Origin of the sequence: Microbacterium sp. C7(2022) (assembly GCF_028823665.1) — a bacterium.
Classification (GTDB): Bacteria; Actinomycetota; Actinomycetes; order Actinomycetales; family Microbacteriaceae; genus Microbacterium.
The window spans coordinates 24,274-50,217 of sequence record NZ_JAPEHV010000004.1; the positions used below are offsets into that span (position 1 = coordinate 24,274).

At 62.6% G+C, this 25,944-nt stretch carries 22 protein-coding genes and 2 tRNA genes; 10 read left to right on the plus strand and 14 right to left on the minus strand.

What is annotated here, in order from left to right; all coding sequences use genetic code 11:
* Positions 1 to 2 precede the first annotated feature (2 nt).
* Positions 3 to 3,080: a type III restriction-modification system endonuclease gene (locus tag ON062_RS06425; RefSeq protein WP_274646314.1), complete on the plus strand. Its 3,078-nt coding sequence runs from the start codon at positions 3 to 5 to the stop codon at positions 3,078 to 3,080.
* 213 nt (positions 3,081 to 3,293) lie between these two features.
* Here ON062_RS06425 and ON062_RS06430 read toward each other — a convergent pair.
* From ON062_RS06430 to dnaA, 9 genes are all read right to left on the minus strand, one after another.
* Positions 3,294 to 3,366, minus strand: a tRNA-Ala gene (locus ON062_RS06430).
* Between the two features lie 11 nt (positions 3,367 to 3,377).
* Positions 3,378 to 3,451 (minus strand) — tRNA-Ile (locus ON062_RS06435).
* A gap of 85 nt (positions 3,452 to 3,536) precedes the next feature.
* Positions 3,537 to 3,941: a DUF3566 domain-containing protein gene (locus ON062_RS06440; protein ID WP_274646315.1), complete on the minus strand. Its 405-nt coding sequence runs from the start codon at positions 3,939 to 3,941 to the stop codon at positions 3,537 to 3,539.
* Entirely contained in the window at positions 3,938 to 6,493 is a 2,556-nt protein-coding gene (gene gyrA, locus ON062_RS06445) for a DNA gyrase subunit A (RefSeq protein ID WP_274646316.1), read from the minus strand. Before gyrA ends, ON062_RS06440 begins: the two co-directional genes overlap by 4 nt.
* 40 nt (positions 6,494 to 6,533) lie before the next feature.
* Entirely contained in the window at positions 6,534 to 8,570 is a 2,037-nt protein-coding gene (gyrB, locus tag ON062_RS06450; RefSeq protein WP_274646317.1) for a DNA topoisomerase (ATP-hydrolyzing) subunit B, read from the minus strand.
* Positions 8,571 to 8,694: 124 nt separating this feature from the next.
* Positions 8,695 to 9,201, minus strand: a complete 507-nt coding sequence (locus tag ON062_RS06455) for a DUF721 domain-containing protein (RefSeq protein WP_274646318.1) — start codon at positions 9,199 to 9,201, stop codon at positions 8,695 to 8,697.
* Complete coding sequence (gene recF, locus ON062_RS06460) at positions 9,194 to 10,351, minus strand: DNA replication/repair protein RecF (protein WP_274646319.1); 1,158 nt, start codon at positions 10,349 to 10,351, stop codon at positions 9,194 to 9,196. Before recF ends, ON062_RS06455 begins: the two co-directional genes overlap by 8 nt.
* Before the next feature lie 32 nt (positions 10,352 to 10,383).
* A complete protein-coding gene (gene dnaN, locus ON062_RS06465; RefSeq protein WP_274646320.1) occupies positions 10,384 to 11,535 on the minus strand; it encodes a DNA polymerase III subunit beta in 1,152 nt (383 codons plus the stop codon).
* Positions 11,536 to 11,909: 374 nt separating this feature from the next.
* Positions 11,910 to 13,349: a chromosomal replication initiator protein DnaA gene (dnaA, locus tag ON062_RS06470; protein ID WP_274646321.1), complete on the minus strand. Its 1,440-nt coding sequence runs from the start codon at positions 13,347 to 13,349 to the stop codon at positions 11,910 to 11,912.
* 308 nt (positions 13,350 to 13,657) lie between these two features.
* Here dnaA and rpmH point away from each other — a divergent pair, with 308 nt between their 5' ends.
* The 9 genes from rpmH (at position 13,658) to ON062_RS06515 (ending at position 19,215) form a co-directional block, all read left to right on the plus strand.
* Positions 13,658 to 13,795: a 50S ribosomal protein L34 gene (rpmH, locus tag ON062_RS06475; RefSeq protein WP_005054680.1), complete on the plus strand. Its 138-nt coding sequence runs from the start codon at positions 13,658 to 13,660 to the stop codon at positions 13,793 to 13,795.
* An 8-nt stretch (positions 13,796 to 13,803) separates the two neighbouring features.
* On the plus strand, positions 13,804 to 14,139 hold the full coding sequence (gene rnpA / locus ON062_RS06480; protein ID WP_274646322.1) for a ribonuclease P protein component: 336 nt from the start codon (positions 13,804 to 13,806) through the stop codon (positions 14,137 to 14,139).
* Positions 14,136 to 14,492, plus strand: a complete 357-nt coding sequence (gene yidD, locus ON062_RS06485) for a membrane protein insertion efficiency factor YidD (RefSeq protein ID WP_274646323.1) — start codon at positions 14,136 to 14,138, stop codon at positions 14,490 to 14,492. Before rnpA ends, yidD begins: the two co-directional genes overlap by 4 nt.
* Before the next feature lie 8 nt (positions 14,493 to 14,500).
* Complete coding sequence (gene yidC, locus ON062_RS06490; RefSeq protein ID WP_274646324.1) at positions 14,501 to 15,601, plus strand: membrane protein insertase YidC; 1,101 nt, start codon at positions 14,501 to 14,503, stop codon at positions 15,599 to 15,601.
* A gap of 36 nt (positions 15,602 to 15,637) precedes the next feature.
* Positions 15,638 to 16,165, plus strand: a complete 528-nt coding sequence (locus ON062_RS06495) for a R3H domain-containing nucleic acid-binding protein (protein WP_274646325.1) — start codon at positions 15,638 to 15,640, stop codon at positions 16,163 to 16,165.
* 4 nt (positions 16,166 to 16,169) lie between these two features.
* The gene (gene rsmG, locus ON062_RS06500; protein WP_274646326.1) at positions 16,170 to 16,820 is read left to right on the plus strand and encodes a 16S rRNA (guanine(527)-N(7))-methyltransferase RsmG; all 651 of its coding nucleotides are present in this window, start codon (positions 16,170 to 16,172) and stop codon (positions 16,818 to 16,820) included.
* Positions 16,821 to 16,933: 113 nt separating this feature from the next.
* On the plus strand, positions 16,934 to 17,866 hold the full coding sequence (locus ON062_RS06505) for a ParA family protein (RefSeq protein WP_274646327.1): 933 nt from the start codon (positions 16,934 to 16,936) through the stop codon (positions 17,864 to 17,866).
* The gene (locus ON062_RS06510; RefSeq protein ID WP_274646328.1) at positions 17,866 to 18,849 is read left to right on the plus strand and encodes a ParB/RepB/Spo0J family partition protein; all 984 of its coding nucleotides are present in this window, start codon (positions 17,866 to 17,868) and stop codon (positions 18,847 to 18,849) included. Before ON062_RS06505 ends, ON062_RS06510 begins: the two co-directional genes overlap by 1 nt.
* 27 nt (positions 18,850 to 18,876) lie before the next feature.
* A complete protein-coding gene (locus tag ON062_RS06515) occupies positions 18,877 to 19,215 on the plus strand; it encodes a tryptophan synthase subunit alpha (RefSeq protein WP_274646329.1) in 339 nt (112 codons plus the stop codon).
* A gap of 70 nt (positions 19,216 to 19,285) precedes the next feature.
* On the opposite strand, the gene ON062_RS06520 is transcribed toward ON062_RS06515, so the two are convergent.
* From ON062_RS06520 to ON062_RS06540, 5 genes are all read right to left on the minus strand, one after another.
* Positions 19,286 to 20,464: an IS30 family transposase gene (locus ON062_RS06520; protein WP_274646665.1), complete on the minus strand. Its 1,179-nt coding sequence runs from the start codon at positions 20,462 to 20,464 to the stop codon at positions 19,286 to 19,288.
* A gap of 306 nt (positions 20,465 to 20,770) precedes the next feature.
* Positions 20,771 to 21,217 carry a thioredoxin gene (trxA, locus tag ON062_RS06525; protein ID WP_274646330.1) on the minus strand — a complete coding sequence of 149 codons (447 nt, stop codon included), beginning with the start codon at positions 21,215 to 21,217 and terminating at the stop codon, positions 20,771 to 20,773.
* Positions 21,162 to 22,145 carry a thioredoxin-disulfide reductase gene (gene trxB, locus ON062_RS06530; protein WP_274646331.1) on the minus strand — a complete coding sequence of 328 codons (984 nt, stop codon included), beginning with the start codon at positions 22,143 to 22,145 and terminating at the stop codon, positions 21,162 to 21,164. Before trxB ends, trxA begins: the two co-directional genes overlap by 56 nt.
* A gap of 62 nt (positions 22,146 to 22,207) precedes the next feature.
* Positions 22,208 to 23,833 (minus strand): murein biosynthesis integral membrane protein MurJ, encoded by a 1,626-nt coding sequence (gene murJ / locus ON062_RS06535; protein ID WP_274646332.1) that lies wholly within the window; start codon positions 23,831 to 23,833, stop codon positions 22,208 to 22,210.
* Positions 23,830 to 25,932, minus strand: coding sequence for a DUF6049 family protein (locus ON062_RS06540; RefSeq protein WP_274646333.1), 2,103 nt, complete (start codon positions 25,930 to 25,932; stop codon positions 23,830 to 23,832). Before ON062_RS06540 ends, murJ begins: the two co-directional genes overlap by 4 nt.
* Between the last annotated feature and the right edge of the window lie 12 nt (positions 25,933 to 25,944).

The following is a 25,944-nucleotide window of genomic DNA, read 5'->3' on the forward strand; positions in this document are numbered from 1 at the left end:
CGATGAAGCTCCAGTTCAAGGTCCAGCAGTACCAGACCGAAGCCGTCGACGCGGTCGTCAACGTGTTCGCCGAACAGCCATATGCAGACGGCGTGAAGTACCGCATCGATCCCGGCAAGAGCAACTCGGTGAGCCTCTTGGAGGACGCCGGTCTGCGTAACGCCGCCATCGCACTCACGCCACCGCAACTCCTAGCCAACATTCACGCAGTGCAGCGGGCGCGCGGGCTGGACCTCTCGACGGGCCTGAAGGACCCGGCTAAGAAGTCCGCGGCCCCGATCAACCTCGATATCGAGATGGAGACCGGCACCGGAAAGACCTACGTCTACATCAAGACGATCATGGAGTTGCACAAGCGGTATGGATGGTCGAAGTACATCGTCGTCGTGCCATCAATTGCGATCCGTGAGGGTGTGCAGAAGTCCTTCGACATCACCGCCGAGCACTTCCAGCAGCTCTACGGCACCAAACCTCGCACCTTCATCTACAACTCCTCGCGTCTTCATGAGATCGAGCGGTTCTCGTCAGACGCAGGCGTGCAGGTGATGATCATCAACGTCCAGGCATTCAACGCCACCGGCAAGGACGCTCGGCGCATCTACGAGGTGCTCGACGATTTTCAATCACGGAAGCCGATCGACGTGATCGCGGCGAACCGTCCGATCCTCATCATCGATGAGCCGCAGAAAATCGAAGGCGACGCGAAGAAACCCTCGAAGTCATTGGAGGCCCTGAGCTCGTTCAACGCCCTCTTCGCGCTGCGCTACTCCGCCACCCACAGGATCGAACGCACCAAGGTGCACCGACTCGACGCCATCGACGCGTATAACCAGAAGTTGGTGAAGAAGATCGCGGTGCGTGGCATCACCGTCAAGCACCTGGCGGGCAGCAGTGCGTATTTGTACGTGGACGGCCTCGAGATCGGTAAGGGCGCCGACTTCCCGAAAGCACGAGTCGAGCTTGAGGTGCAGACCGCTCAGGGCATCAAGCGGCAGGTGAAGCGTCTCAGCCAGGGGATGAACCTGCATGACATCTCCGGAGGGATTGAGGCCTATAAGGGTCTCTTCATCCGAGACGTGGACGCTACGCGGGACATCATTGAGTTGAGCAATGGTGACATCATCGGCGCTGGCGAGGTCACCGAGGACGTCGCCGAGGACCAGAAGCGACGCATCCAGATCCGCGAGGTCATCCGCGCCCACCTCGCTAAGGAGCGCGAGCTGTTCGCGCAGGGGATCAAGACGCTGTCGTTGTTCTTCATTGACGAAGTTGCCAAGTACCGCGACTACGAGCGCGAGGACACCCTCGGCGAGTACGCCAGAGTGTTCGAGGAAGAGTACGAGGCTGTGCTCGCCGACTACCTCGGCGAACTCGACCTGGATGAAGCGGCTGAACGCTATCGAGACCACGTCCAGGCGATCGCGGTGCGCTCGACCCACGAGGGGTACTTCTCGATCGACAAGAAGACCAAGCAGTTCGTCGATGGCAAGATTGCCGCCCGTGGCGACTTCGCAGGTCAATCGGACGACGTCGACGCCTACGACCTGATCCTGAAGAACAAAGAGAGGCTGCTCTCGTTCGAGGAGCCGGTCCGATTCATCTGGTCACATTCCGCGCTCCGCGAGGGCTGGGACAACCCGAACGTCTTCGTGATGGGCATGCTCAAGAAGAGCGACAACACCACGACGCGCCGGCAAGAGATCGGCCGTGGTCTGCGACTCTCGGTCGACCAGCACGGCGAGCGAATGGACAACCCCGTCACCGTCCACGACATCAACGAACTCACCGTTGTCACCGACGAGTCCTACACCGACTTCGTGACCGCGCTCCAGAAGGAGATCATCGAATCGCTGTCGGCGAGGCCACGCAAAGCAAGCGTCGAGTACTTCGTCGGCAAGCCGATCACGCTTGGCGACGGATCCACAAGCGCACTCGAGAAGACCGTCGCTCAGGCGCTCTACTTCCACTTAATCAAGAACGACTACATCGACGAGTCAGGCCTGGTCACCCAGGCCTACAAAGACGCGCGCGCCGACGGAACTCTCGCGACGCCGACCTCCGAGGTACTTAAGCCCGTCATCGACTTCGTCTGGCCGCTCGTCGACGCTCTGTACCTCGACGTCCCAAAGCCAACCGACGGTCGCAAGCCGAAGAAGATCCCGCTCAACGAAACGAACTTCAACAAGCGCGAGTTCCAGGAGCTCTGGGGACGCATCAACCACAAGGCGGTCTACCAGGTCGACTTCGACTCACAAGAGTTGATCGACAACTGCATCCGCGTGCTCGACACCTCGCTCAATGTCACGGTCATGCAGTACCTCGTCGAGAGCGGCAACCAAATCGTCGGCCTCGAAGTGGAGCAGCTGGAAGCCGGTACGGGTTTCAAAGTCTCGGAGACGAAGGTCGAGCACTCGGCCGTGTCAGCAGGTTCGACCGTCAAGTACGACCTTCTGGGCGAGATCGCGGAGAAGACGCAGCTCACCCGCCGCACGTGCGCGGCGATCCTCACCGGCATCCACCCGGGCACGTTCGCGAAGTTCAAGCAGAACCCCGAGCAGTTCATCACCGAGGCAGCTCGACTCATCAACGAGCAGAAGGCAACCGCGATCGTCGAGCACCTCAGCTACGACCCGCTCGACAACAGCTACGACTCATCGATCTTCACGGAGAACCAGACCGCACAGGACCTGTCCAAGGCGGGCGACAAGCTGAAGAAGAGCGTCTATGAGTATGTCGTCACCGACTCCAAGGTTGAGCGATCGTTCGTCGAACAGCTCGACGTCAGCGATGAGGTCGTCGTCTACTCGAAACTGCCTCGGGGGTTCTTCATCCCGACGCCGGTCGGCGACTACAACCCCGATTGGGCGATCGCCTTCCGCGAGGGCAGTGTCAAGCACGTGTACTTCGTCGCGGAGACCAAGGGCTCGATGTCCACTCTTCAGCTCAAGGGTGTCGAGGACGCGAAGATCGAGTGCGCCCGCAAGTTCTTCGCTTCACTGAACGAGAAGTCCAATGTGTCGGGCGTCACTTACGACGTCGTGAACAGTTACGACTCTCTGCTCCAGCTCGTCGGGGCGTGACGGGCGTATCAGGGCGCACGCGCGGCGCCCCGAGCGCGGAGGGCAAGAGGGCTCCGCGTGATCATGCGGGAGTTGAGGCACACGTAGGCGCACTCAACACAACACGCATAACTACCTTATAGCTACCGTTTCACTACCCGATGGACTGGCTGAGAAACAGAAAAACCCCGGAATCTCGCGGCATACGCGTGATTCCGGGGTTCTGATGTTCTGTGGAGCCTAGGAGATTCGAACTCCTGACATCCTGCTTGCAAAGCAGGCGCTCTACCAACTGAGCTAAGGCCCCGGGGCACTGCGTGGGGCTACCAGGACTTGAACCTGGGACCTCTTCATTATCAGTGAAGCGCTCTAACCGCCTGAGCTATAGCCCCGTTGTTTTCGCCGCTCTCGCGACGTCAACCTCCAAGACTTTACCTGACTTGGAGCGGATATGAAAATCGGTGTCTTCGGTGCCGGTCAGTTCGACGTAAAGCCGACCAACAGACCACCCGTCACCTTGACCGCGAGATTGTAGATGCCCGCCACCACCGCGCCGAGCACGGTGATCACCACGAGGTTGAGGATCGCGACAACAGCCGAGAAGGCCAGTACCTGCGGCAGGCTCAAGTACTGCGACAGCGTGAAGTTGTTGTCGGACAGCAGCCCGATGAGATCATCGGCCTGGCTGATGAGGCCGGTCGTCTGCACGACGAAGTAGACCATCACGAGGGAGACCACCGTGACGATGGCGATCGCGATCGCGGCCAGGAACGACAGTTTCACTGCCGACCAGAAGTCGATGTAGACCAGACGCAGGCGTACCTGTTTGGCGTTCGCCTTCTGACTCGACTTCTTGGCAAGCTTGTCGGCTACCGTACTCATTCGTCCGTGCTCTCTTCGGGGGTTTCGGGAGAGGCCTCGGGGGTGGCGGATTCTTCGTCCGCGGCCACGGCATCTTCTGCCAGGCCCCGCTCGCCGTTTCGCGCAATGGCGATGATGCGATCATCGCCACCGGCACGAGCGAACAGCACACCCATGGTGTCTCGGCCCTTGGCAGGCACCTCGGCCACGGCAGAGCGTACCACCTTGCCACTGGCAAGAACCACAAGAACCTCGTCGTCGGCACCAACGATCAGACCGCCGGCGAGATCACCGCGATCATCGTTGAGTTTCGCCACCTTGATCCCCAATCCACCACGGCTTTGCGTGCGGTACTGGTTCACATCGGTGCGCTTGGCGTAGCCACCCTCGGTCACAACGAAGACGAATCCGTTGTCGGTCACGTGGGAAGCTGACAGCAGGCTGTCGCGGTCGCGGAACGACATTCCCTTCACGCCTTCGGTGCTGCGACCCATCGGGCGCAAGGCGTCGTCGGTCGCCGTGAAACGCAGTGACATTCCGTGCCGGCTGATCAACAGGACGTCGTCGCCCTCGTCGACCAGAAGTGCGCTGACCACTTCGTCGCCCTCACGTAGCTTGATGGCGATGACGCCACCCTGGCGGTTGGTGTCATACTCGGTCAGTCGTGTCTTCTTAACCAGGCCACCCTTTGTGGCGAGCACCAGATACGTGGCGACGTTGTAGTCACGGATGTCGAGTACCTGAGCGATCTCTTCGTCTGGTTGCAGCGCCAGCAGGTTCGCAACGTGCTGACCCTTCGCATCACGCCCGGCCTCGACCACGTCGTAGGCCTTCGTGCGGTACACGCGGCCCTTGTTGGTGAAGAAAAGCAGCCAGTGGTGTGTGGTCGTGACGAAGAAATGCTCGACGACATCATCGGCGCGCAGCTGCGCACCCTTCACACCGCGACCACCGCGGTGCTGCGACCGGTAGTTGTCGCTGCGCGTGCGCTTGATGTAGCCGTCGCGCGTCACGGTGAGAACCATCTCCTCTTCGGGAATCAGGTCCTCATCGGTCATGTCACCGTCGAAACCGTGCATGATCTGCGTGCGACGGTCATCCCCGAACTTGTCGACGATGGCGGTCAATTCGTCTCGGATGATGGCGCGCTGGCGCGAGGGATCCGCGAGGATTGCGCGGAAGTCGGCGATCTGCGCTTCGAGCTCGGCAGCCTCGTCGATGATCTTCTGACGTTCAAGAGCGGCCAGGCGTCGCAACTGCATCTGCAGAATTGCATCCGCCTGGATGTCGTCGATTTCGAGAAGCGCCTTGAGGCCCTCGCGTGCGTCATCGACGGTGGGCGAACGACGAATGAGTGCGATGACCTCGTCGAGAGCATCGAGTGCCTTGAGGTAGCCGCGCAGAATGTGCATGCGCTCTTCGGCCTTGCGCAAACGGAACGTCGTGCGCCGAACGATGACTTCGATCTGGTGATCCACCCACAGAGAGATGAACCCATCGATCGACAGCGTGCGCGGCACGCCATCGACGATCGCCAACATGTTGGCACCGAAGTTCTCCTGCAGTTGCGTGTGCTTGTACAGGTTGTTGAGCACAACCTTCGCGACCGCGTCACGCTTGAGGACGACAACGAGGCGCTGTCCGGTGCGGTCACTGGTCTCGTCGCGGATGTCGGCGATTCCGGTGATCTTGCCGTCACGAGCGAGATCACCGATCTTGACCGCAAGGTTGTCGGGGTTCACCTGGTACGGCAGTTCCGTGATCACCAGGCACGTACGACCCTGGATCTCTTCGATCGCGACGACCGCGCGCATCTTGATCGAACCGCGGCCGGTGCGATACGCCTCACGGATACCCGTGGTGCCCAGGATCTGGGCGCCGGTGGGGAAGTCGGGTCCAGGGATGCGCTCGATGAGCGCATCGAGGAGCTCTTCGCGCGTAGCATCCGGATTCTCCAACGCCCACAGCGCACCCGACGCGACCTCGCGCAAGTTGTGCGGGGGGATATTGGTCGCCATACCCACGGCAATACCGACGGATCCGTTGACCAGCAGATTCGGAAAGCGGGCAGGGAGGACCGACGGCTCCTGAGTTTGACCGTCGTAGTTGTCCTGGAAGTCGACGGTCTCTTCTTCAATGTCGCGCACCATCTCGAGCGCGAGCTGAGCCATCTTGGTTTCGGTGTATCGGGGAGCGGCGGCGCCCATGTTCCCGGGCGAGCCGAAGTTCCCCTGCCCCTGTGCCAGCGGGTAGCGCAACGACCACGGCTGGACCAACCGGACGAGGGCGTCGTAAATCGCTGAGTCACCGTGCGGGTGATACTGACCCATGACTTCGCCGACAACACGCGCACACTTCGAGAACGACTTGTCGGGCCGGAACCCACCGTCGTACATGCCGTAGATGACGCGGCGGTGGACGGGCTTGAGTCCATCACGCACGTCGGGCAGCGCACGCCCGATGATGACGGCCATCGCATAGTCGAGGTAACTGCGCTGCATCTCGAGCTGGAGATCGACCTGGTCGATCTTGCCGTGCTCGTGGATCTCTTCGGGACGCTCTTGGTCAGTCATGAATCACTTTCAATGTCGATCGCCGGCTCGGCGTCGATGATCAGATGTCGAGGAAGCGCACGTCTTTCGCGTTGCGCTGGATGAATCCGCGCCGCGATTCGACGTCTTCGCCCATGAGAACAGTGAAGATCTCGTCCGCGGCGGCAGCGTCGTCGATCGTCACCTGGCGCAGGGTCCGGGTGTTGTGGTCCATCGTGGTTTCCCACAGTTCTTTGGCGTTCATCTCGCCCAGACCCTTGTACCGCTGGATGCCCGAGTCCTTCGGGATGCGACGGCCGCGTGCCAATCCGTCCGCGAGCAACGCGTCGCGCTCCTTGTCGGAGTACACATATTCGTGCGGCGCGTTGGTCCACTTCAGTCGGTACAGCGGGGGCATCGCCAAGTACACGAATCCCGCCTCGATCAGTCCACGCATGTAGCGGAACAGCATGGTCAGCAGCAACGTCGTGATGTGCTGGCCGTCGACGTCAGCATCGGCCATCAGGACGATCTTGTGATAGCGGGCTTTGTCGATATCGAAGTCTTCACCGATCCCGGTGCCGAAAGCCTGGATCATCGCCTGGACTTCTTTGTTGGCCAGCGCTTTGTCGAGCCGCGCGCGTTCGACGTTCAGGATCTTCCCTCGCAGCGCCAGGATCGCCTGGGTATGAGGGTCGCGGCCCGAAACGGCCGAACCGCCGGCCGAGTCACCCTCGACGAGGAAGATCTCGCTGATCGACGGGTCTTTGCTCGTGCAGTCCTTGAGCTTGTCGGGCATAGCGGCCGACTCGAAAACGCTCTTGCGTCGCGCGGTCTCGCGCGCTTTGCGCGCGGCCATACGAGCGGTGGCGGCGTCGATCGCCTTGCGCACGACGTTCTTCGCTTGCTGCGGGTTTCGTTCGAACCAGTCGCCGAGCTGGTCGCCCACGACCTTCTGGACGAACGCCTTCGCTTCGGTGTTCCCGAGCTTCGTCTTGGTCTGACCCTCGAACTGAGGCTCGGAGAGCTTGACCGAAATGACCGCGGTCAACCCCTCACGGACGTCGTCACCGGTGAGGTTGTCCTCTTTTTCCTTCAGCAAGTTCTGTGCTCGTGCGTACTTGTTGACAAGTGTCGTGAGCGCCGCACGAAAGCCCTCTTCGTGCGTGCCACCCTCGTGAGTATTGATGGTGTTGGCGTACGTGAAGACGTTCTCGGTGTAGCTCGTCGTCCACTGCATCGCGATCTCGAGAGCGATGTTGCGCTCGGTGTCTTCGGATTCGAAATCGATGATCTCTTCGTTCACGACTTCTGCATGGCGCACCTTGTTGAGGTGTTCGACGTAGTCGACCAGACCGCGCTCATACAAGAACGTGTCTTCTCGCGGCACCATTGTTGTCTCGCCAGGCTCGCCCTGTTCGACGAAAAGCTCTTCGCGTTCGTCACGCAGGCTGATCTGCAGTCCCTTATTGAGGAACGCCATCTGCTGGAAGCGCGTGCGCAGCGTGTCGTAGTCGAAATCCACGGTGTCGAAGATCGTGGCATCGGGCCAGAAAGTGATCGTCGTTCCGGTGTCGGTGCTGTCTTCGCCTTGCGCGAGCGGAGCGAGCGGCATTCCGCCGTCACGATACGACTGACGCCAGACCGAGCCTTGACGCTTGACCTCTACCTCAAGGCGCGTCGAGAGTGCGTTCACAACCGAAGAGCCCACGCCATGCAGACCACCCGAGACCGCGTATCCGCCGCCACCGAACTTGCCACCGGCATGAAGGACCGTCAGAACCACCTCGACGGTGGACTTCCCCTCGGTCCGGTGCATGTCGACCGGAATACCGCGACCGTTGTCGACGACACGTACCGCGCCATCGGCGAGGATCGTCACTTCGATCGTGTCGCAATAGCCGGCGAGGGCTTCGTCGACAGAGTTGTCAACGATCTCCTGCACCAAGTGGTGGAGGCCTCGCGCTCCCGTGGAGCCGATGTACATACCGGGGCGCTTGCGGACTGCTTCGAGTCCTTCCAGCACCTGGATGGCATCAGCCCCATACTCGTTCGGAACTGCCGACGCGGTGGGCGTTTCGGGTTCTTCGTGAACGCTCTCAGGGGTTTCAGACGTCATAAGGCTTCAAGCGCTCCACATCGATAGGCGAGGATGCCGACAGTCTACCAAGCGGAGCCGAGTCCGTGAGTGTTCTACGCCGCTGTGACGCGATGAAATTGCGTACGACGACCCGGATGGTGGTTTATCCGTAGGTATCGCGTGGGCCGCGCCCTGGAATCGTTCTCTGACCCCATTTCCACGAGGGGACGTCCGGCCCGATGAAGCGGATGGTCTCGACCCCGGCTTCTGGGAACCGTCGGACGATCTCCGACAGGATGTGCGCACGCATCAGCTGAAGCTGCTTGGCCCACGCGGTCGAGTCCGCTTGTACCGTCAAAGTTCCGTCGGTGAAGGCGACGGGACGAGTGCGTTCGGCAGTCTCTACGCCCGCAACTTCTGCCCATGCACGGACGACATCTTCGCGCGCCAGCTCCTTGTCCCACCCGGACTGCCGCGTGAGATCTCCGATGACATCGCCGATCCCCCGTGGATCTCGACCGGCAGCGAAAGGAACGTTCTCGTCATCCTCGGTTCGACGCCGTTTCTTGCGGAATGTGCGAGCCGAGGGCGCCAACCCCCGCAATCGCAGGTACGTCGCGACGGTTTCGGGGATGTCGGATGCCGCATCCGCCGCACTCGAGTCAGTCATCGAGCTGCTCCAGGATCGTTCCGTGCGCTACGCGCACGACGCGAGCCCGCAATTCACTCGGCACATCTTCTTCGACGGCCGCCGTCACGATCACCTGTTCGTAATCCGCGGCAACATGGGCGAGCCGGGTACGGCGGTCGGAATCGAGCTCGGCGAAAACATCATCGAGAATCAGCACCGGGTCACCCAGGCGTGATTCCGCTCGCAAGAGCTGCGCCGAAGCCAATCGCAATGACAGCGCGACGGACCAGGACTCGCCGTGTGACGCGTACCCCTTGACCGGAAGCCCGCGCACCCGCAACACAAGATCGTCGCGGTGCGGCCCCACAAGCGTAATTCCCCGGTCGAGTTCTGCGCTCTGTCGCGCGGCGAGGGCGGCGCGGAACGCGTCGGCGATGTGCCCGGCCGCGGCATCCGCGCCGTTGTCCGCCGATCCTTCCTCGGGATCTGCACCGGTGACCGAGAGCGACCATGTCGCTTCAGGCTGATGATCGGCGCCGGCGATCGCCGTGTACGACGCGGTCAGCGGACCGGCGAGTTCGGCTGCGAGAGCCAGGCGCGCCTCGATGATTTGGGTGCCCAATGCCACGAGCTTGTCATTCCACACTTCGAGGGTGGTGAGGGCGTCCCCCTTGATTCCGCGCGCCTTGGCTGACTTCAGGAGTGCATTTCGCTGCTTGAGGACACGTTCGAAATCGCCGATCACGCCCGCAAAACGAGGAAATCGCTGCACGAGAAGCTGGTCCGAGAAGCGTCGGCGTACCGATGGATCGCCGCGCACGATCTGCAGATCCTCCGGCGCGAACAGCACGACCTGCGCATAGCGGGGAAGTTCTGCCGGCTTGACGCCCGCGCCATTCACGCGCGCTTTGTTGGATCCCTGGCGGTTGATCTGAGCTTCGAGGAGGACCCGACGCTCGCCGTGCGCCAACAGCGCTCGAATGATTGCCGCATCGACACCGTCGCGCACCATGGGTGCGTCGTTCGAGACGCGATGTGAGCCGAGTGTCGCGAAGAAGCCAATCGCCTCGGCGAGGTTCGTCTTGCCTTGGCCGTTTCTTCCCACGAAGACGTTGGGTCCGCCCGCGAGAGTCACGTCGGCTTCCGCGTAATTGCGGAAGTCCACCAAACTCAACTGCTCGACGATCACCGCGACAGACTACCTGGCGCCTGCGACGTGAGTCACCGAAGCAGAAGGTTCGGCTGCAGCAGGTAGCGGAACGACTCCTCACCCGACTTGTCGACCGACGTCTGCGGGGTGATGAGCACAGGACTCAGCTTGTTCGCGTTGTCGCTGGATGTGAACGTGATGCGCACGAACTCGCTCTTCACCGCGCTGAGCGACTCGAGCAGGTACTGCGGGTTCAGGCCCAGCGTCACATCTTCGCCGACAAGGTTGGCGTCAACGGTCTCGGTGGCACGCGCCTGCTCGGTGCCCGAAGCATCCATCGACACACTGTCAGTGGTGAAAGTGAACCGCAGCGGAGCAGAGCGATCGAGAACGAGCGCGACACGACGCACAGCTTCTGCAAGCTCGGCCGTGTTCACCACGGCGTGGTGCTCGGTCTGCTCGGGGAACAGCCGCCGCACGGGCGGGAAGTTTCCCTTGATCAGCAGTGACGTCACCGTCTTGTTGCCGGCCGTGAACGCGATGATCTCGCGGTCGCCCGATCCTGAGAAGGCGATCGAGATGTTCCCACTGTGGGAGAACGTCTTGCCGACTTCGGTCAGCGTGCGCGCCGGGACGAGAGCAGTTGTCGCCTCGTCTGAGTCGGAAGCTCCCCCGTCCCACGGGATGTTGCGCAGTGCGACACGGTAACGGTCGGTGGCGACCAAGCTCAGATTCGTACCTGTCACCTCGAGCTGAACACCCGTGAGGACGGGTGTTACATCATCGCGCGATGCGGCGAACGCGACCTGGGCGATCGCCGTGGCGAAATCTTCCGCGGGTACGAGACCGGAGTCACCGGAAACCTCGGGGATTGCGGGGTATTCCTGAACAGGCATCGACGCGAGGGTGAATCGGGCCGATCCACACGTGAGAAGGATCCCGCCGTCTTCTTCCACCTCGATCTGGATCGGCGCGTTCGGCAAGCGACTTGCGATCTCAGAGAGCAGACGTCCGTGGACGAGAATCGTCCCGGGTTCGTCGACGGTGGCCTCGATGACGGTCCGCGCGGATGCTTCGTAGTCGAATGCCGCCAGCGACAATCCGGCGTCGCTGGCTTCGATGAGGACTCCGGCGAGGATCGGCTGCGGATTGCGCTGTGGCAGGAGCTTCACAACGAACGACACGGCCTCGCTGAACACATCGCGATTGACGTGGAACTTCACGAATGCTCCCTTGACTGCGGGTGGGGTTTTCTCATGCTAGTGCCCTGCGTTCGGCTTCGTGCACTTCGCAAAGGTCATTGGATCGGTCTTCACTAAAAGTATTTGTCATGGTGTTAACGGCTGTGGAAACTGTGGATAACTGTCGCGTTCCCAGTCGAGACACCGAAATCACATTCGTGTGAGTTGTGGATGCGCTGCGGATCCAACAGTGCACAGGGTTTTCGCGCATCCGTCGTTTTCCCCAGTCATCCACAGGCGCCGGTGTTTCGTGCACACGTCATCCGCAGGGTTGTGTAGTTATCCACAGGTTTTCCACACTGTGAAGAACGCACATATTGGCGCGCCGATGAGGTGCTGTCAAGAGTGATTCTTGATCAGCGTCCGTTGCGGCCGAGCTGCGTGGTGATTTCAGAGACCTGGTTGTAGATCGACCGGCGCTCTTTCATCAGTTCGCTGATCTTCTTGTACGCGTACATCACCGTGGTGTGGTCGCGGTTGCCGAAGAGCTGACCGATTTTGGGCAACGAAAGGCTCGTGCGCTCACGACACAGGTACATGGCGATCTGCCGCGCAGTGGCGACGGACTGGGAACGCGAGGACCCGTAGAGATCGTCGACGGTGAGCTTGAAGTACTGTGCGGTCGCCGAAATGATGTCGGTCGGCGAGATGATGTTCGCGTCGTCTTGATCCACGATGTCGCGGAGCACCGTCTGGGCCAGTGCGATGTCGAGCGACGATCGGTTGAGACTGGCGAACGCCGACACGCGGATCAGCGCGCCCTCAAGTTCGCGAATGTTGGATGACACAACTGTCGCGATGTACTCGAGCACCTCGTCGGGAATGTGGAGGCGTTCGGACTGCGCCTTCTTTCGAAGAATCGCGATACGCGTTTCGAGGTCGGGTGCCTGTACATCGGTGATGAGGCCCCACTCGAAACGGCTCCGCATGCGGTCTTCGAATCCGGTGAGGTGTTTGGGGGGAACATCGCTTGTGATGACGACCTGCTTGTCATGGTCGTGCAGCGTATTGAAGGTGTGGAAGAAGGCCTCTTGTGTCTCGGCACGGCCCTGGAGGAACTGGATGTCGTCGATCAGCAGAATGTCGACGTCTCGGTAGCGCGCTTGGAACGCGGAGCCGCGGTTGTTGGCGATCGAGTTGATGAAGTCGTTCGTGAACTCTTCGCTTGAGACGTACCTCACGCGGATTCCGCTGTACAAGTTCATGGCGTAGTCGCCGATGGCGTGCAGAAGGTGTGTCTTGCCCAGGCCCGAGTCTCCGTAGATGAAGAGAGGGTTGTAGGCCTTCGCCGGCGCCTCGGCCACGGCGACGGCGGCCGCATGGGCGAAGCGGTTCGATTGACCGATGACGAAGTTGTCGAACGTGTACTTCGGGTTCAGCCGGGTGTCATTGCGGGATGCCGCGGGGGCGGCATCCGTCGGTCGCTCCAGAGGCGACCGGGTGAGCCCGACGGCTTCCGACGCGGGCGGGGTCGGTTGTTCTTGCGCGGGTGTGGTCGGCGCGGGACGTGCATCACCGAGTTCGGGATTGACAACGACGCGGAATGTCGCCGTCGGCGGCTGATCGCCTTGGCCGACCTGCGCGAGCGCCTCCATGATCGGTGCACGCATGCGCTTGGTGAACTGTGCGCTGGTGAGATCGTTGGGAACGTCGAGGTATAGCGTCCCGCCCATGACACCCTGAGGTACGGCCAGACTGAGAAATCCGTGCAGCTGCGGCGTGATGCGGTCATCCGACGAGAGCACCTCGAGCACGGCGGTCCAGACGGGGACATCCGGAATATCGTGCGCTGACATGGCCCCCCCGGGTTGTTGATGACTCCAACTCGTTCCGCGGAAAAATCACGAGAAACCTGTGGATAACTGACGGAGCAACGCTAGTTCTCGCGGCCCGGTTCAGCAAACTCCACTGTAGATCGCGGCCGCGTGTCACTGCGCGCGTTCCTGAGAGCTTTCGGCATAATGGTGCGCTTGCGCGATCTCGGTTTGAGTTAATCGGCATCTCGACGTAGCCTTAATCGGTTGACTTATGCCCTTCGTGGGCTGTCCCTTGTACGAACGTCCCGGCAGAGCGTCCCGGTGACACCCTGATCCGGAGGATCCTCATGAGCAAGCGCACTTTCCAGCCCAACAACCGTCGTCGCGCCAAGAAGCACGGCTTCCGCGCACGCATGCGTACCCGTGCCGGCCGCAGCATTCTGTCGGCACGTCGCGCCAAGGGTCGCACCGAGCTCTCGGCCTGACCCGAGCGGTGCTGGCACGGCCGAACCGACTCACCCGCGGAGCGGATTACAAGGCCGTCGTCCGTCGGGGTCGTCGGTGTGCCGGTGCACACACGGTGACCTACGTCACCCCCGCAACTTCAGCTACGCCCACCCGGTTCGGCTTCATCGTGAGCCGCCAGGTGGGCGGTGCTGTTGTGCGCAACACCGTGCGTAGACGTCTCAAGGCGATCTGCGCCGAATCACTCGACTCGCTGACCGTCGGGAACAACATCGTGATCCGCGCCCTACCGTCCGCAGCCACGGCATCTTTCGCCGACCTGCGTGATGAGGTTGCGCGCTGTTTGGTTCGGAGAGCCGGATGAGTGTACTCCCGGCCTACGCGCGCGGCGATGCCCACCTCGCGGCATCCGATCTTCTTCAGACCATCCCACTGCTCCCCCGCAACGTCGCGCTGGGTCTGCTGCACGGGTATCGCGCGACGATCTCGCACACCTACGGCGATGTTTGCAAGTACTACCCGTCATGTTCGGCGTACGCCGTGGGCGCGTATCAGCAGCATGGAGTGTTCAAGGGTTTCGCGATGACGGCCGCGCGACTTGCCCGCTGTCATCCCTGGGCGCAAGGGGGCGTCGACGACGTGCCCGCGCATAAGAACTTTCGTCACGCACTCACCCCACACGGGTTTGTCGTGCCATCTCCCACCGGAAAGGACTGATCCTCCGCATGGATCTCTTGTTTGCAGCCACTCCGACCGCTGAGGCGTCGACGGGTGGAGGGTTCGACCTCTTCGGCATCATTCTCTGGCCACTGAAGTGGGCGGTGGAAGCGGTGCTCGTCTTCTGGCACTGGTTCTTCACGCTTCTGGGCCTTCCGGCTGCCGAGGGCATCACGTGGGTGCTGTCGATCGTCGGTCTCGTGATCGTCGTCCGCAGCGCGCTGATTCCGCTCTTCGTCAAGCAGATCAAGAGCCAGCGCAAGATGATGGAAATTGCTCCTGAACTGCGAAAAGTCCAAGAGAAGTATCGCGGCAAGAAGGATCAGCTCTCGCGTGAGGCGATGAGTCGCGAGACCATGGCGCTGTATAAGAAGCACGGCACGACTCCGGTCTCAAGTTGTCTGCCGCTGCTGGTGCAGATGCCGATCTTCTTCGCCTTGTTCAGCGTGCTCAACGACGTTCAGAAGATCGGCGACGACCCCACCTTCAGTGGTGTGGGTCTCCTCAATACCGAACTCACGCAGGAGTTCTACGACGCGAACCTGTTCGGCACCGTGTCGTTGCACGAGACGCTCATTGACGCCGTCAACACGGGCAACATCACGGCCATCATCACTTTGGTCACGCTCGTCGTCTTGATGATCGCCTCGCAGTTCTTCACGCAGCTTCAGATCATCTCGAAGAACCTGTCCCCCGAGGCCAAGACCGGCCAGGCGTACCAGATGCAGAAGATCATGCTCTACGTGCTGCCGTTCGCATTCGTCTTCTCGGGCGTCTTCTTCCCGCTGGGTGTCGTTATCTACTGGTTCGTGTCGAACCTGTGGACCATGGGTCAGCAGTTCCTCGTCATCCGTGAAATGCCGACTCCGGGATCGGATGCTGCGAAGGCGCGCGAAGAGCGTCTGGCACGCAAGGGTAAGGCGATCGACTCGTCCGGCAAGGTCGTCCCGATGGAGAAGTACCAGGCCGAGCAGCAGCGCATGCTCGAGGAAGCTGAGCGTGCGAAGGCGGCAGCACCCAAGCGTCAGCAGCCGGTGGGGAAGCAGCGGGCAAAGAAGCAGGCGGGTAAGGGCGGCAACTCCGGTCCCTCATCCCCTAACTCCAAGTGACGCTCTTCTTCGATTCGAATCCCTCGTGAGGTAATCATGACCACTTCTGACACCACCACCGAAGCATCGACGACCCACGTGTCGCACGAGCGAGTCCCCGCGACCGTTGAGCAGCTTGAGCAGGAAGGCGACATTGCGGCGGATTTCCTCGAAGCTCTCCTCGACATTGCAGACATTGACGGAGACCTCGACCTCGACGTGCGCTCGGGACGCGCGTACGTATCCGTCGAGGCGCCCGAAAGTGGCTCGGTTGAGCTGATCTCACAACCTGACACTGTTCAGGCGCTGCAGGAACTCACGCGTATCGCTGTGCAGACTCGCACCGGACGCTTCTCTCGTCTGATCCTCGATGTGGGTGGGTCACGCGACGCGCGTCAGCGTCAGTTGGCGAACCTCGTCGATCGCGCTGTTGCGCGTCTCGATGAAGGCGCATCACAGGCATCGCTTCCGGCGATGTCGAGCTACGAGCGCAAGCTTGTTCACGACATCGTCTCGGAGCGCGGTTATGTCTCCGAGTCCTACGGTGAGGGCGCGGATCGTCACACCGTAATTCGGCGCGGTTGATTCCATGAGCGACGATGTTTCACGTGAAACATCCGCAGTCGAGTCTGAACCCTCGACTGCGGTCGAGATCTTTGGCGATCGAATCGACCTCGCACGTCGATTCACAGCTGCGCTCGGTGAGTTCGGTGAAGAGCGCGGTCTGATCGGCCCTCTGGAGCCACCGCGTCTGTGGACACGGCACATCCTGAACAGCGCGGTCATTGCGCCGTTGTTCTCCCCGGGTCGTGTGGGTGACGTAGGTTCGGGTGCTGGGCTTCCGGGCCTCGTGCTTGCCATCGCTCGCCCCGACGTTGAATGGGTGCTTATCGAACCCATGGAGCGGCGTGTGGCATGGCTGTCAGAACAAGTCGCCGAGCTCGGGTTGGATAACGTTGAGGTCATCCGCGCTCGCGCAGAGGATTGGCAACACGGTCCTTCACTGGATGCCGTGACCGCACGCGCTGTCAGTGCACTCCGCACATTGCTCCCTATCACCGCTCCGCTCGTGCGCGATGGTGGTGAACTCATCCTCCTCAAGGGCGCCAACGCCGGAAACGAGATCGCGAGTGCCGAGAAGGCGCTGCGGAAGTTCCGCGTGACAGGTGCACGCGTTGAGATTGTCGGCGAAGGCCTCCTTAACGAGCCCTCACGTGTGATTCGTGGCACGGTTCGCTGATCACACCACACGATGTTTCACGTGAAACATCCACGATCGCCGCAGTCGTGCGGGGGGTGGAAGGTAGAGTGGAACACGTTGTTGCAGGCTCGCGAAAGAGAGAAGCGTTTCACGTGAAACACGCCGACGAGTCGGAGACGACATCCGCCTTCTCCCTCGACGACACTCCCCTCGCTCGAGAAATCGCCGACCTTTCTGCACGGCGCCGCGCTCTCGAAGCTGCCAACGTCACTCTCTCGGGAAAGACGCGCGTTCTTACGGTCTCGAATCAGAAGGGCGGCGTCGGAAAGACGACGACGTCCGTCAATATCGCGGCCGCGCTGGCGAGCGTAGGTGCGCGAGTGCTCGTCATCGACCTGGACCCGCAGGGAAACGCATCCACCGCGCTTGGGGTCCCGCACACGGCGGATACACCGAGCATCTACGACGTGCTGATTGATGAGTTCCCTCTCTCGGACATCATCCAGGAGAGTCCCGAGTCGGACCATCTGTTCTGTGCACCCAGCACGATCCACCTCGCCGGCGCCGAAATCGAACTGGTATCGCAAGTTGCTCGGGAGCACCGGCTGCGGACGGCGCTTGAGGACTATCTCGCGTCACCCGACAACACGATGGACTTCGTGCTCATCGATTGTCCCCCGTCGCTGGGCTTGCTCACGATCAATGCGTTCACCGCGGCATCCGAACTCATGATTCCGATTCAGTGCGAGTATTACGCGCTTGAAGGCCTGAGCCAGTTGCTGAGCACGGTGCGGATGATTCAGAAGCACCTCAACCCGCGACTGTTCCTCTCGACGATCATTTTGACGATGTTCGACGCACGCACGCGTCTCGCGCAGCAGGTTGCCGACGAAGTTCGCGAGCATTTTTCTCAACAGGTGCTCGACACCGTGATCCCGCGTTCGGTGCGGGTTTCTGAAGCGCCAAGTTTCGGTCAGACGGTCATCGCCTACGATGGCCAATCTGCGGGGGCGATCGCATACCGCGAAGCCGCGATTGAAATCATCCGACGCGACAACGCGTCACCCACAGAAGGGGGCGCCTGATGGCAAAGCGCACAGGACTCGGCCGCGGAATCGGCGCACTCATTCCCACTAGCGAGGCAGCAGACGATCGTCCCTCTGACGTCTTCTTCCCTCGTGCAGTCGCCACGGAAGATGTTTCACGTGAAACGGACGTTTCACGTGAAACATCTGAAGAGTCCGACGAGTTGGTTGCGGTACCGGGTGCCCGCCTTGCGCACATCGACCCGCACAACATCGTTCCGAACCCGCGACAGCCGCGAACGGAATTCCGCGAGGATGACCTGGCCGAGCTGGTGCACAGTGTTCGCGAGTTCGGTGTCCTGCAGCCCGTCGTCGTCCGCGCGAAGGAAGACGGTACCTATGAGCTGATCATGGGTGAGCGTCGCACGCGTGCGTCACGTGAAGCCGGGCTGACCTCGATCCCCGCCATCATTCGCGAGACGGCGGATGAGCACCTCCTCCGTGACGCACTGCTCGAGAACCTGCACCGATCCGAGCTCAACCCCCTCGAGGAAGCCTCTGCGTATCAGCAACTCCTCGATGACTTCGGGATCACCCAGGACGAGCTCGCGACACGCATCGGGCGGTCGCGTCCGCAGATCAGCAACACCATTCGTCTGCTCAAGCTGCCGGTACCGGTCCAGCAGCGTGTTGCCGCTGGCGTGTTGAGTGCCGGGCACGCACGGGCGATCCTCTCACTGGAATCCACCGACTCGATGCAGCGGCTGGCTGACAAGATCGTCAACGAGGATCTCTCGGTGCGCGCCGCAGAGGCGGCTGCGAAGCTGCCCGAGGCGGGTGCATCACGTACGCCGAAGCCTCAGGCCGGGTCGCGGCGCGCGCACCTCGACGACGTCGCCGAGCGGTTGGGTGATCGACTCAACACTCGCGTGAAGATCTCATTGACTGCGCGTAAAGGCCAGATCAGCATCGATTTCGCTAGCATCCAAGACCTCAATCGGATTCTCGACGAAATCGGTGAATCCGGGTACGGCGCGTCCTGAGTTCACGAGGGCGCGTACCCTTGATGAGTGGCCCACGAAGACAACGCGCCAAGACGTAGAGCGAGTCTCGAACTCCTGCGCGCTGAGGCGGCGGATGAACTCTCCGTGCTCGTCTCGGAGCGACTTCGCGGCGGCGAAGACCCGTGGGATTTCATGGAGGATCTCCCTTCGGTCGACGAGTTGGTCGTCTTCATCCTTCGCGCGGAGAACATCGCCGAAAATGGTGGCGCACGGCCGTCCGCCGCACGCCACTACCGTGTTCTGCGGCAAATCGCCCTCGACTATCCCCCGCTCACACCTGCCGTGTGGCGTCTTCTGGGTGACGCCAACACGCATCGTCGGTGGGATGCGAACGTGGGAGCCTGAGACCTGACAGACACGAAAGTCCCCGGTAGATCGGGGCGGATTCAAGGGGTCGTCGCAACACCGAAGCGAATTAGACAAGTTCTAGCAGACGCTCGGCTGGAGTCTTCCAGCCGAGCGTCTTGCGTGGGCGGCGGTTGAGTTTTTGGGCGACGTGCTCGAGGTCTTCGGGCCCGTAGATGGTGAGGTCCGTGCCTTTGGGGAAGTACTGTCGCAGGAGTCCGTTGGTGTTCTCGTTTGATCCGCGCTGCCAGGGAGATGCGGGGTCGCAGAAGTAGACGGGGACGCCGGTCGCGATCTTGAACGCCTTATGTGCGGCCATCTCTGCTCCTTGGTCCCAGGTCAGCGACCCGCGCAGGTGTTCCGGCAGGCTGCCGATCAGGCCTACGAGGACATCGCGGACGGTCTCGGCGGTGTGGTCGCCGTTGGGCAGGTGGCCGAGCATTACATAGCGTGTTTGCCGTTCGACGAGTGTGACGATTGCGGACTTGTTCAGCTGCCCGGTGATCAGATCGCCTTCCCAGTGCCCGGGAACCGCACGGTCCTCGACTTCTGCGGGGCGATCACTGATCATCACCATCGGATCGGTGAATCGGGACGTGCGATGCTCGAGTGACCGATGCGGCTTTCGGCGCGTGCGTCCGGTGCGCAACGCGCTCTGAATCTCGCGCTTGAGACCGCCGCGGGCCTGAACGTAGATGGCCTGGTAGATCGTCTCCGCGCTCACCCGCATGCCCTCATCGTCTGGATGGTCCTCGCGGATCCTGTTGCGGATCTGCTCCGGAGACCATTGTCCCCGCAGGCCATCAGTGACGTAATCCCGTAACCGGCCCGGCTGGGCGAGCATCGCCAGCTTCGGGCGAGCGCGAGCAGCTGCCGCGTCCCGATGCGCCGCATACGGCAGATACCGGCCAGCGATCGTGCGTGCGTCGAGCTCGCGTTTGATCGTCGACGCCGGGCGGCCCAGCTCTTTCCCGATTGCGCGGAGCGACAAGCCGTGCCGGCTCAGATCCGCGATCTTCTCCCGCTCGAGCAGTGACAGCAACCGGGATCCGACATGTTCCGGGACGGGCGGGATATCCGGCGAGGACGGCGACGTCATAGACTCCATCGTCGTCTCGCCGGTCGCGTAATTCACCCGACGGCCGTCCGGATAAAACCGCGAGTTCCGCGATCGACGCGCTCCGCGCTCCCAGTCTCGACCGGTGCGGATATTCACCCCGACCCGCGATGCCGCTTGTCGCTGCAGCACGCCCTGCTCCCTTAGTTGCAAGTACTCGGCCTTACGGTGATGTCCCAGACGCCGCGAGGACAATCCCGCCTGCCGAGCCCACCCGAACGCCGTGTTCCGATTGACGCCGAGCCGGCTCGCAACCACGGTCACGCTCCCGATCTCGTCCATCAACGCCAAGAACTGCGCCCTCAACGACGCTGACTCCTCCAAAGACGACACGGTGGTCGCAACCTCCCGAAACTCGGGGTGTTGCGACCACCGCTAGAACCCGCCTCGGTCTACCGGGGATTTCTCATACGCGGGATGAATCCCGCCGGGAGGCTGTCAGCCGATGAACTCGGCGAGGTCCTGCTCGAGAGCGAACTTCGGCTTGGCGCCGATGATCGTCTTGGCGACGTCGCCCTTGTTGAAGACCTTCATCGCCGGGATCGACGTGATTTGGTACTTCATCGCGAGGTCGGGGTTCTCGTCGACGTTGAGCTTCAGGATTGTGATCTTGTCAGGGTGCTCGCTCTGGATTTCGTCCAACACGGGCGCGACCATGCGGCACGGCCCGCACCACTCGGCCCAGAAGTCCACGAGGACGGGGCCGTCGGCCTGAAGAACGTCTTGCTCGAAGGTGGCAGAAGTCGTTGCCTTGGCAGTCATGGTGTTTCTCCTTTTGTGAGGTCTGTCTGTCCGAACGTCACCCGTGCGGAAATTGTTCCAGCGTGGATCAGACGTCGGCGCCGGCCAGGCTGTCGATCTGAGACGCGTCGGACTCGGGAGCACCGGCTTCGTTCAACGCGGCCAGGTAGTGCTCGACGTCGAGGGCTGCGACCGTACCGCTCCCGGCAGCCGTCACGGCCTGGCGGTAGGTCGGGTCGAGAACGTCACCGGCAGCGAACACACCGGGAACCGACGTGTGCGACGAGCGACCGTCCACCCAGATGGTGCCAGCGTCGGTGATGTCGACCTTGCCGTGGACGAGGTGCGTGCGGGGGTCGTTGCCGATCGCAACGAAAACACCCTGGAGCGGCAGCTCGCGCTGCGATCCGTCAACCGTTGACTCGACCAGTACGCCGGTGACGGCATCCTCTCCGAGGACTTCGGCGACACGAGAGTTCCACACGAACTCGATCTTGGGGTTGTCGAAGGCACGCTGCTGCATGATCTTCGAGGCGCGAAGTTCGTCGCGACGGTGAATGAGATAGACCTTCGATGCAAACTTCGTCAGGAATGTCGCCTCTTCGATGGCCGAATCGCCACCGCCGACGACCGCGATCTCACGCTCGCGGAAGAAGAAGCCGTCGCACGTGGCGCAGTAGGACACGCCACGACCCGAGAGCTTCTCTTCGCCCGCGACGTCGAGCTTGCGGTGGGCCGATCCGGTCGCATAGATGAGCGACGCACCCTCGAACGACTTTCCGCTGCCCAGAGTGACCTTCTTGACCGGGCCGTCGATGTCGAGCGACACCACATCGTCGTAGAGAACTTCGGTGCCGAACTTCTCGGCCTGCTCCTGCATCTTGGCCATGAGTTCGGGGCCCTGGATGCCCTCGGGGAAGCCGGGGAAGTTCTCCACCTCGGTGGTGTTCATCAGCTCGCCACCCGCTTCGACCGAGCTGGCGATGAGCAGCGGCTCGAGGTTTGCGCGAGCCGCGTAGATGGCGGCGGTATAGCCGGCCGGGCCCGAACCTATGATGATGACGTTACGCACGAGCGTCCCCTTCTGAAGTCTGCGGCGTGACGCACGATGGGCGCCACTTGCCTCAACCCATGCTAATCGCGAGACATTCCCCCGGGAATGACGCGTCGCAGCATCGCGACGGCCGGTGCGAGCTCGGGGGCGCGCAGCAGCATCAGCATCGGGACGTACACGACGAGTGCGACCGCGCAGATCACGCCGGTGCCGACGGCGCCGAGCAGTTGGCTCGAGACCATCCAGCCCTCCACGCCGCCGGACCACACGAACACCAGCCACCCGGCGATACCGGCGGGAATGGCCGCGAGAGTGAATCGGCCGAGCGCCAGCATCCATCTCGACACACCGATGTTGCCGAGGCGGCGGCGCAACAACCACGTGGCCACGATGACCTGCACCAGAGTGGCGCACGACTGTCCGAGTGCGACGGCCGAGGCGAGCATCGTGATGTCGATCACGTCACCGACGGCCAAGGCTTCGGCCACCAATGCGGTGATCACCACGAGGCTCGCCTGCACGATCGTGAAGAAGAACGGAGTGCGCGTGTCGTCGTACGCGTAGAACGTGCGCTGAATGACGAACAGAACCGCCAACGGGATGAGGCTGATCAGGTACGCCCCGAGGAGCCATGCGCTGCTGACGGCCTCGTCGGCCGAGGTCGTGAGGATTCGGGATGCCGGGACCGCCGCGGCCGCGACCCCCGCCGTGGCGACGACGACGAAGAGCCCCAGCGTGCGGATGCTCTGCGGAATGTCGCGGCGCACCTCGTCATGGCGGCCGGCCTTCGCGTGCTCGCTCAGCTGGGTGAAGTAGGGGGTCCCGATCGACAGCACGATGATCGAGTAGGGGAGCATGAACAGCAGCCACGCGTTCCCCGAGGCGAAGTTGGCTGGTCCGAGGTCGGTCGCGAGGGACAGCACGCGCGACTGGACGATGCCGGCGAGCTGACCCACGATGACCATCAGGAAGGTCCAGCCGGCTAGGCGCCCGATGTGCCGGAGGCCGATACCGCGCCAGCGAAAGTCGGGGCGAAGGCGCAGCCCGGCGCGGCGCCAGAAAAGCAGCAAGACCAGGGTTTGCGCCACGATTCCGAGTGTTGCCGTTCCGGCGAGGAGCGCCACCATCTGCGGCGTCCACCCGATCGCCGAGGACTGGCCGCCACCAAAGAGCACGATGAACGCGACGAATCCGACGATCGACACGACGTTGTTGATGATCGGCGCCCACGTGTAGGGGCCGAACACTCGTCGTGCGTTCAGCGTCTCACCCAGCAGGGCGTACATCCCGTAGAACAGAATCTGCGGCAGGCACCAGTAGGCGAATGCGGTTGCGAGGGCGAATTGGTCTGGGCCGAAGCTCGGGGCGTACAGCTGCACGAGCAGCGGGGCGCACGCTGTCGCCAGGACGGTGACCGCCAGCAGCGCGACGGTGCCGAGCGTCATGAGTTTTGAGATGAACGACTGCCCGCCGTCGGGGTCTCGCGAGGCGCGCACGATCTGCGGCACGATCACGGCCGCGACGAGGCCGGTCGCGACGATCGCGTAGATGTTGTTCGGCAGTTGGTTGGCGACGCCGAATGCGTCACTCGCCCGGCCGATCGAGCCGATCGCGGCGACGAGGACGGCAGATCGTACGAAGCCCGTCAATCGTGAGACAACCGTGCCGGCGCCGATCAGGACGCTTGCGCGCCCGACGCCGCTCACTCGTCGCCCTGCCTCTTGGACGCGCGCACACGCAACACGGTGCGCACGACACCCGCCACCAGGAGGCCGCCGACGACGATCGCGAGGGCGGCGATTCCCACGGTCTCCCACTCGGCGCGCACGTTGACTTGCACGCTCTCGCTGTCACCGATGGCCACGCTCGACGGACTGCGCAGCTGCAGCTCGAGGGTCACTTCGCCGTTGGCGACACGAGCCTGCACGGGTACTTCGACCCGCGTATTACTCGACGCCGTCGCGGTCACCGGGGTGGCACGCTGCACGTCGAGGCGCAGATCATCCGGCGCCGTGTAGAGGATCAAGTTGACCGGATAAGGCAGGTCGTTGCGAACCCAGAAGCCCAGGCCCGCCCCCGACCCGAACAGGTTGATCGTGCTACTGGGCAGGAGGCCCACCGAGTCGAGGGTCTCGGCACTGCCCAGGCGATGCTCTGCAGCGGCAACGTGCCACGCCTCGGTGTCGGCGGTCCACCCGACCGACAGCAACTGGAGCAGTTCGGCGCGCTCGGGGCCGGTGATCAGGCTCACGTCGTCGAGGATCGTGGCGAACCGGCCGAGTTCGGCCTCGTCGTCGAGCATGTGGGAGACCGTATCGATGCGCTCGGGCGATACTTCGGCGTCGACCACCTGGGCGCGCCGTGCCGATGCATCCGTGAGCTCGGTGAGGTCGGCCTCGATGAATCCAGGCGCATCGGTGATCGCGCTGATCGCGGTGCGCAGCGCAACGTGTGAGCGCGAGGCTTCACGCCCCACGGTGACCAGCAGTGGGACGCCCCGAGTGTCGGCGGCAGCGAGCACGAGGTTCGCGGTCGCCGCGGTGAGATCCGCCGCTCGAAGGGCGCCGCTGCCCTGCAGGGACGCGGACTGCAGATACGTCGAGACCGTGCTGTCGTAGACGAGTGTTCGTGCGTCGTCGATCCGGGCGCGGGCGCCCACGGTTGCACCGGCCGCGCCGGCGGCGATTTCGTGCGAACTGAGAACGGTGAACGACGGCTGATCATCGACGGTCAACGCGCCGAGCGTCGACAGCGCGTCGTCGGTGATGGCATCGGGCGCGGGCCAATAGATGTTCTCGACGGCGCCGCCGATGTCGGTGAGTGCGTCCGTCGTGGGAAGCGGGGACGCGGCATCCTCTCCCCCGTCTGAAGGCGACGGGGAGGCAGCAGGCGCGTTCGACGACGACATGTAGGGCGCGAGCGACCGGGGTGACAGCGGGCGTGACAGACCTGCGGAGAGCTGGACCGCAACATCCGCATCGCCGAACTGCAAAGCGAAGCGCGAATTCGGCAGTGCGAGCAGCTGGTCGAGCCAGTCGACGGCCGATGCCGGTGCGGCGCTGCCGAGGGCGCGAATCGCCGCAACGATCGCGGGGTCGATCGCGAGAATGGCGGGGGTACCGTCGACGGCGCGCAGTTGATTCGTGAGGTCACCCGCCGGTGCCGTGAGTTCTTCGAGCTCGTCGGCGGTGAGCAGGCCGGATGAGCGCGGCGCAGCGGTGATCGGCACGATGAGACCGACGGATGCCGCATCCGCCGTGTCATCCGGGATGATCATCACGCTGGTCGACGTGACCGTGGATGACTCATCCTCGTACGACGCGACCAGCGGGTACACACCCGCCGTCATGTCGGCCAGGGCCGGATCCTCAGCGGGAACGAGGATCCCCTTGGATGCCTCACTGTCGGGGTCGACGGAGGAGAGAGTCGCCGTAGCGACCTCGCTCGTCGTCGCGACCGAAGTATCGCCCTCTAGCCACGCCGCGAGAGTCCGTCGATCGGCGATCTCCTCGGTTCCGACGCTGAGCGAAACGGTGTGGTCCGGGGTGGGGCGCGTCGTGGCGTTCTGCAGAGTGACCGTGACCGTGAGCCCCTCGCCGGGTGTCACGATGCCATTGCCCACCGGTGACAGGGTGAACGCCGTGGTGCCGATGGGGATCGCCGGCGCGGGGGTCGGCTCGGGAGTCGGGGTGGATGCCGCGGCCGACGAGGAAAGAAGCGTCGACGTCATGAGGACCGTCGCCAAGAGCGCCGCACCAAGCGCACGGAGGCGGCGGGCGGGCTGAGTTGTCGTGGTCGCGGTCATGCTGTGGTTCGC

Coding starts and splice junctions, on each gene's coding strand:
- gyrA (WP_274646316.1), bottom strand. CDS start 6,493: ATGACTGACCAAGAGCGTCCCGAAGAGATCCACGAGCACGGCAAGATC.
- ON062_RS06540 (WP_274646333.1), bottom strand. CDS start 25,932: ATGACCGCGACCACGACAACTCAGCCCGCCCGCCGCCTCCGTGCGCTT.
- rpmH (WP_005054680.1), top strand. CDS start 13,658: ATGAGCAAGCGCACTTTCCAGCCCAACAACCGTCGTCGCGCCAAGAAG.
- ON062_RS06495 (WP_274646325.1), top strand. CDS start 15,638: ATGACCACTTCTGACACCACCACCGAAGCATCGACGACCCACGTGTCG.
- dnaA (WP_274646321.1), bottom strand. CDS start 13,349: ATGTCAGCGCACGATATTCCGGATGTCCCCGTCTGGACCGCCGTGCTC.
- ON062_RS06455 (WP_274646318.1), bottom strand. CDS start 9,201: ATGACTGACTCGAGTGCGGCGGATGCGGCATCCGACATCCCCGAAACC.
- rsmG (WP_274646326.1), top strand. CDS start 16,170: ATGAGCGACGATGTTTCACGTGAAACATCCGCAGTCGAGTCTGAACCC.
- ON062_RS06440 (WP_274646315.1), bottom strand. CDS start 3,941: ATGAGTACGGTAGCCGACAAGCTTGCCAAGAAGTCGAGTCAGAAGGCG.
- gyrB (WP_274646317.1), bottom strand. CDS start 8,570: ATGACGTCTGAAACCCCTGAGAGCGTTCACGAAGAACCCGAAACGCCC.
- ON062_RS06510 (WP_274646328.1), top strand. CDS start 17,866: ATGGCAAAGCGCACAGGACTCGGCCGCGGAATCGGCGCACTCATTCCC.
- yidC (WP_274646324.1), top strand. CDS start 14,501: ATGGATCTCTTGTTTGCAGCCACTCCGACCGCTGAGGCGTCGACGGGT.
- yidD (WP_274646323.1), top strand. CDS start 14,136: ATGAGTGTACTCCCGGCCTACGCGCGCGGCGATGCCCACCTCGCGGCA.
- ON062_RS06425 (WP_274646314.1), top strand. CDS start 3: ATGAAGCTCCAGTTCAAGGTCCAGCAGTACCAGACCGAAGCCGTCGAC.